This window comes from Kribbella sp. (assembly GCF_035687465.1).
GTDB lineage: Bacteria > Actinomycetota > Actinomycetes > Propionibacteriales > Kribbellaceae > Kribbella.
In genome coordinates this window covers 1-4,927 of the sequence record NZ_DASRXP010000680.1, presented here as the reverse complement: position 1 = coordinate 4,927, position 4,927 = coordinate 1, and the positions used below count along the sequence as shown (strand labels likewise).

Below are 4,927 nucleotides of genomic sequence, written 5' to 3'. Positions count from 1 at the left end.
CATCACCGCCGGGGTCTACTCCGACAACGCGTTCAACGCCTGGTTGCCGTCGGACCCCAGGATGCGGTTGCTGCAGTCGCTCGGCTTCACTGTGAACCCGAAGATCGCCGCGCTCGAGAACGGTGACTTCTACGTCAAGCTCTCCAATGAGCAGTTGGAGCTGATCAACGCCGACCTGATCTTCGTGGCCGCGCAGGATCAGAGTGGCAAGGTCGACCCGAGTCTCACCGGCAATGCGGTGTTCAACGCGCTGGCGACCGTCAAGGCGAAGCATGTGGCGTACTTCGGTGGCGCTCCGGTGATCAACTCGAACTCCGAGTTGGGCCAATTCGCGAGCGCCTTCTCCATCGGTGGGCCGCTCGGGATCAAGTACGTCCTCTCCAAGGTCGTGCCGATGCTGAAGGCCGTTCTGCAAGGCAGCTGACACTCGCCGCTCAGGGATCGCGGGGGAGTTGGGCGAGGATCTCGGTGAGTTGGTGCTCGGCCTGCTGGGGCGGCGGGCCGCTGACGGCCAGGATGTCGAGGATGCGGGTGTAGGCGTCCACATCGTCGCGCTTGTCCAGGTACAACGCGCTGGTCAGGTGCTCGAGGTAGACCACGTCGGGGGGATCCGGCTCCGGGAACCGCAGCACGCTGAACGCACCGCCGGTCGCGGCATGCCCGGAATCACCGGTCGGGATGATCTGCAGGGTGATGTTCGGCCTCTTGATCGCGGCGAGCAGGGCCTCCAGTTGCTCGCGGAGCACGGTGACGCCGCCGATCGGGCGCCGGAGTACCGACTCCTCGATGACGGCCCAGAGCTTCAGGGCGGGTTGACGCTCGAAGACCTTCTGCCGTGAGGTCCGCAGCGCGACCACCTGCTCCACCTCGGCGTCCGAGCGATCCCCGGGGGTCAGCCTGGCGACGGCCCGGGTGTACTCCGCGGTCTGCAGGAGGCCTGGCACGAACTGGATCTCGTAGGTGCGGATCAGCTCCGCCGCAGCCTCGAGCCCGAGGTAGGCATCGAACCAGTCGGGCGTGACATCGCCGTACTGGTGCCACCAGCCGCGATGGTTCGCATCCCGGGCCAACTGCAGCAGGCGATCCCGTTCGGCCGCCTCCATCACGCCGTACAGGCTGAGCAGGTCGAGGACGTCACGCTCCTTGAAGCCGACCCGCCCGAGCTCCAGCCGGCTGATCTTCGATTCCGACGCTCTGATCGCCCACCCGGCGTCGGACCGGCTGACAGCAGCGCGCTCTCGTAACCGCCTCAGATGCGCGCCCAACATGATTCGCAGAGCCGTCGGCCCCGGCTCACTCCGCCCGGCCATGAGGAGCAGTCTACCTTATTATCGAACATATGTTCCCATGGCAATTTCGGTCAGCTCGGCTGTCGCGGACAGGCCAGTCACATTCGGCAGGTGAGGGGAGTCAGACAAGTAGAGACCTGCGGAAGACCGGTCCGAAAAGAGTTGGGAGCCAACCATGACGTCAACCATTCTGCTCACCGGTGGAACCGGCACGCTGGGACGACCGATCACCCCGATGCTGCTGGATACCGGAGTGAAGGTGCGGGTGCTGACCCGGCATACCAAGCCCTCCGGCGGTGGCGTCGAGTTCGTCACCGGTGATCTGGCTACCGGCGAGGGCGTCGAGGCTGCCGCGGATGGAGTGGACACCATCCTGCACTGCGCCGGCAGCGCCAAGGGGGATGAGGAGAAGGCAAGCACCCTGGTGCGGGCGGCGGCCAAGGTCGGAAATCCCCACCTCGTCTACATCTCGGTCGTCGGGGCGGACGCGGTCCCGATCGTCAGCCGGATCGACCGTGCGATCTACGGGTACTTCGCCGCCAAGTTGGGCGCCGAGCGGGTCGTGGCCGGATCGGGGCTGCCGTGGACGACGCTTCGCGCGACGCAGTTCCACGACTGGATCCTGATGACGCTCGAGGCGATGGCCAAGCTGCCGGTGATGCCGCTGTGGGGCGGCGCGAAGTTCCAGCCGGTCGAGGCCGAGGAAGTGGCGGCCAGGTTGGTCGAACTAGCACTCGGCGAGCCGGCCGGTCTGGTGCCCGACATCGCCGGCCCACGGGTCTACACGATGGCGGAACTCGCGAAGAGCTACCTGCGCGCGAGTGGCAAGCACCGGCTGACGGTCTCGCTGAAGACCCCCGGCAAGGCGGCGGCAGCCTTCCGGGCCGGAGCCAACCTCGCCCCGGACCACGCCGTCGGCAGCCGCACCTGGGAAGACTTCCTCAGCAAGCACTACCGCTGATCAGTCGCGGAGGAACTCGGCCCGGACCTGGGCGTAGGTCGGGCTCGAAGGGCTGGGCACCCGGTCGAGCTGGATGAGCTGTAGGTCGTCGGTGCCGAAGGCATCGATCCCCGCGCGAGACAGCGGCCAGGGCGGACCCTCGAGCTGCTCGTCCGTGACCTCGTCACTTCGGACGACGGCGATCACGACGAGGGTCCCGCCGGGGCCGACCTGCTCGCCGACCTGTTTGGTGGCGGCCGGCTGAAGGTCGATCGGCAAGGCCTGCACGGTATAGATCTCGACGACCAGATCGAAGGCGTGATGCCACTCGGCCGGCGGGTCCAGCAGGTTCGCGGTCCGGTACTCCACCTTCGAGTCGGGATGGAGCTGCTTCGCCGTCGCCACCGCACTCGGCGAGATGTCGAACGCGGTCGTGGTGTAGCCGAGATCGCAGATCCTCTCAGCGTCCCAGCCGGTGCCGGCTCCGACCACGAGCGCCCGCTTGCCGGTCCCATCCGGCTGGGCTGTCTCGATCCAGTCGCTGAGCAGCGGATGCGCCGAGCCACGGTCCCAGGGAACGACGGCCTCGCCGTCCTGGGCAGCCGAGTAGAGGCGTTCGAACCAGCCCGTCGGGTCGTCCTCCGCGAGCGACTCGTGGGCAAGGCGCCGCGAAGCGACATCGGGATCTTCGGCTGGCTCGGTCATTCGTCCTCGCTCGGCTCGTCACTAGTGGGCTGATGGATGGAACGCACTGCCTGAACAGTGTCGACCTGGTCAGGAGTCTTGTCCTCGCGATACCGCAGCACCCTGGCGAACCGCAACGCCATGCCGCCCGGGTACCGGGTCGAGGTCTGGACGCCGTCGAACGCGATCTCCACCACGATCTCCGGCCGCAGATAGACCGTGTAGTCGTCGCGACTGACCTCGAGTTGCTGGAATCGCTCGGTCTGCCAGCGCAGCAGCTCGTCGGTCAGTCCCTTGAAGGTCTTGCCGAGCATCACGAACTCGCCGGTCTCGGCGTCCCGTGCGCCCAGGTGCAGGTTCGACAGCCAGCCGGTACGCCGCCCGTGGCCCCACTCCGCCGCGAGCACGACGAGGTCGAGCGTGTGGGTCTGCTTCACCTTCACCCAACCGGATCCGCGCCGACCCGCCTCGTACGGAACGGTCAGGGACTTCACCATCACGCCCTCGTGGCCGCGCTTCACCGCGTCGGCGAAGAACGCCTGCCCGGCCTCCGGGTCTTCGGTGACGAATCGTGGGATCCGGCGCTCCTCAGGCACGAGGCTGCTCAGCCACTCGTGCCGCTCGGTGCTGTCGAGTCCGAGCAGGTCCTGGCCGTCGAGGTGCAGGATGTCGAAGAAATACGGCGTCAGCGGGACCGTCTCGGGACCGGTCGCCGCGCGAGTCGCAGTACGGGAACCTGTGACCTGGAAGGCCTCGGGGCGGCCGTCCGGGCGGAGCGCGATCAGCTCCCCGTCGAGAACGACCTTCTCGGCCTTCAACTCGAGCACTGCCGCGACCACCTCCGGAACCCGGCCGGTGATGTCGTCGAGCGTGCGAGTGAAGACGACCACCTGGTCGCCGTCGCGGTGGACCTGGATCCGGATGCCGTCCAGCTTCCACTCGATCGCGGCCGGTGAACCGGTCTTGGTCATCGCCTCGGCCACGCTGGTCGCGGACTGCGCGAGCATCGGCTGCACCCCGCGACCGACCTCGAGGCCGAACTGGTCGAGCCCGGCTTCACCCTCGGTCAGGACGGCGACCGCGACGGGGGCGGCCGCCCCGCGCAACATCGTCGCCGCGCGGATCTTCTCCAGCGGGATGCCGGTCGCCTTGGCCACCGCGTCGGCCATCACGCCGTCGAGCGCGCCCTGCCGCAGCTCGCCACTGACCAGGAACCTGAGGAACCGCTGCTCATCGCCAGTCGCGCGACCAAACAACGCGTTGACAGCCTCCCGCCGCCTAGCCTGCGACCCCGCTCCGGCCATCTCCGCGAGCTCGGCGAACGCCTGGTCGACCTCCTCGATCGTCAGCGAGGGGTCATCCGCCGGCGCCGGCGCGTCCGCCAAGGTCCGCCAGCCGACCCCAGTACGGCGTTGCCGCAGCTCGCCGGACAGGTAAGTCACCACGATCTCGGTCTCCACCGGATCGGTCGCGGTGGTCAGCAGAGTCGCGATCAGGTCGGCCTTCGCCCGGCGCGACCGGGTCTGGCTCAACGAGGTCGAGGTAGCGACCACATCCGCAAGCAACATCTCAACAGTCTTACCCACCGCGCCGACATTTTCCGGCACCGCTACCCGATCAGGCAGCCGGCGGCAGGTCGTCCAGGAAGGCGGCGGACGGAGTGAAGAAGAGGGTGCCGGTGGTCGCGGTCGAGAAGTCGAGGATCCGGTCATAGTTGCCCTCGGGCTCACCGAGGAACATCCGCCGCAGCATCAGCTCCGTCACCCCCGGATCCTTGGCGTAGCCGATGAAGTAGGTGCCGAACTCCTGGCTGCCGATGTGCCCGAACGGCATGTTGTCGCGCAGGATCTGCTGCTCGTTGCCGTCCTCGTCCTCGATCACGTTCAGTGCGATGTGCGAGTTGGTCGGCTTGACGTCGTCGTGCATCTCGATGTCCTCGAGCTTCGTCCGCCCGATCACCAGCTCCTGCTGCTCGACGGACAGTGAGTTCCAGGCGGTCATGTCGTGCAGGTAT

The 4,927-nt window shown here is 67.4% G+C and carries 6 protein-coding genes; 2 read left to right on the top strand and 4 right to left on the bottom strand.

Annotated elements, in window-relative coordinates:
* A partial coding sequence (locus VFG33_RS36405) for a TroA family protein (RefSeq protein WP_524538168.1) occupies positions 1–424 on the top strand: 424 nt, incomplete at its 5' end.
* A 10-nt stretch (positions 425–434) separates the two neighbouring features.
* On the opposite strand, the gene VFG33_RS36400 is transcribed toward VFG33_RS36405, so the two are convergent.
* Positions 435–1,310 (bottom strand): Sco1979 family transcriptional regulator, encoded by an 876-nt coding sequence (locus tag VFG33_RS36400; RefSeq protein ID WP_325057581.1) that lies wholly within the window; start codon positions 1,308–1,310, stop codon positions 435–437.
* A 154-nt stretch (positions 1,311–1,464) separates the two neighbouring features.
* Here VFG33_RS36400 and VFG33_RS36395 point away from each other — a divergent pair, with 154 nt between their 5' ends.
* Positions 1,465–2,250, top strand: coding sequence for an SDR family oxidoreductase (locus VFG33_RS36395; protein WP_325057580.1), 786 nt, complete (start codon positions 1,465–1,467; stop codon positions 2,248–2,250).
* On the opposite strand, the gene VFG33_RS36390 is transcribed toward VFG33_RS36395, so the two are convergent.
* From VFG33_RS36390 to VFG33_RS36380, 3 genes are all read right to left on the bottom strand, one after another.
* Positions 2,251–2,934 carry a class I SAM-dependent methyltransferase gene (locus VFG33_RS36390; RefSeq protein ID WP_325057579.1) on the bottom strand — a complete coding sequence of 228 codons (684 nt, stop codon included), beginning with the start codon at positions 2,932–2,934 and terminating at the stop codon, positions 2,251–2,253.
* The gene (locus tag VFG33_RS36385; RefSeq protein WP_524538167.1) at positions 2,931–4,499 is read right to left on the bottom strand and encodes an ATP-dependent DNA ligase; all 1,569 of its coding nucleotides are present in this window, start codon (positions 4,497–4,499) and stop codon (positions 2,931–2,933) included. Before VFG33_RS36385 ends, VFG33_RS36390 begins: the two co-directional genes overlap by 4 nt.
* Positions 4,500–4,530: 31 nt before the next feature.
* Positions 4,531–4,927 (bottom strand): Dyp-type peroxidase (locus VFG33_RS36380; protein WP_325057578.1); only part of this gene is annotated, 397 nt, incomplete at its 5' end.

Excerpts from the sequence above, each read along its gene's own strand:
- VFG33_RS36400 (WP_325057581.1), bottom strand. The coding sequence starts at position 1,310 with ATGGCCGGGCGGAGTGAGCCGGGGCCGACGGCTCTGCGAATCATGTTG.
- VFG33_RS36395 (WP_325057580.1), top strand. The coding sequence starts at position 1,465 with ATGACGTCAACCATTCTGCTCACCGGTGGAACCGGCACGCTGGGACGA.
- VFG33_RS36390 (WP_325057579.1), bottom strand. The coding sequence starts at position 2,934 with ATGACCGAGCCAGCCGAAGATCCCGATGTCGCTTCGCGGCGCCTTGCC.